The organism is Alishewanella longhuensis (assembly GCF_014653435.1).
Lineage (GTDB): Bacteria > Pseudomonadota > Gammaproteobacteria > Enterobacterales > Alteromonadaceae > Alishewanella > Alishewanella longhuensis.
This window is the reverse complement of sequence record NZ_BNAO01000023.1, coordinates 1-971: the sequence shown is the minus strand read 5'-3', so window position 1 is coordinate 971 and position 971 is coordinate 1. Positions and strand designations below refer to the sequence as shown.

General features: G+C 48.0%; 1 protein-coding gene. It reads left to right on the top strand.

Annotated features, from left to right (window positions below):
* The coding region (locus IE163_RS17640; RefSeq protein ID WP_189434475.1) for a transposase at nt 1–971 on the top strand (971 nt) is incomplete at both ends.

The following is a 971-nucleotide window of genomic DNA, read 5'->3' as shown; positions in this document are numbered from 1 at the left end:
CGGCAAATTCGCTACCACCTGGAGCAACATAAAAAGTTGGATGAGCGGGAGTCAGCCGATGAAGCGCGCAAAGCCCGGCATCAGCAAAGCATCGACACGCTGAATAAAGCGCATGACAAGATAACCGACTTTTTAAAGACCGCCAGTCCACGGATGGGCCAGGGCAAAAAGCGCACGGAAGTGAAAAGTAACATTACCGACAATGAATCCGCCAAAATGACCACCAGCAAAGGCACCATTCAGGGCTATAACGGCGTGGCGGCAGTGGATAAGAAGCATCAGATAATAGTGGATGCCCAAGCGTTCGGTGAAGGACAAGAGCACCACACTTTAGTGCCGGTGCTGGAAAAGATAAAGCAGCGCTATAAACGGATGGGGATTAGCGAGGATATTTTTGCCGGTAACACCATCGTGACGGCCGATACGGGCTTTGCCAATGAAGCGAACAATAGCTATTTATACCAACAGAAGATAAATGGTTATGTCCCGGATAACCAGTTTAGAAAACGTGACCCGAAATTCAGCGAACAAAAACTAAAATATGGCAAACGACATATCCCTACCGCTAAAGGCCAAAAAGCGATTATCCCGTCGAGCGCTTTTGCTTTTGACCCTATCGCCATGACCTGCATTTGCCCGGCAGGTGAGTTGTTACCCTTTAGAGGTTTTAGGTTGGAATCAGACGGGCTACAAAGAGCGCAATTTAATGGCAGACTATTACAATGTCGACATTGTAATTTAAAAGAGCAATGCATGATAAACCCGGGATCGGCGAGTCATAGGAAAGGGAATGGCCGACAGGTATCGTTTTTAATGAAAGCTAATGCGCCCCCGAACTACACTGATTGGATGAAGCAGCGGGTAGATAGCGAGGCCGGTAAACAAATCTATAGCCACCGCATGTCGGTAGTAGAGCCGGTGTTTGGCAATATTGGCACCAACAAAGGGCTAAAACGGTTTAGTTTGCGCGG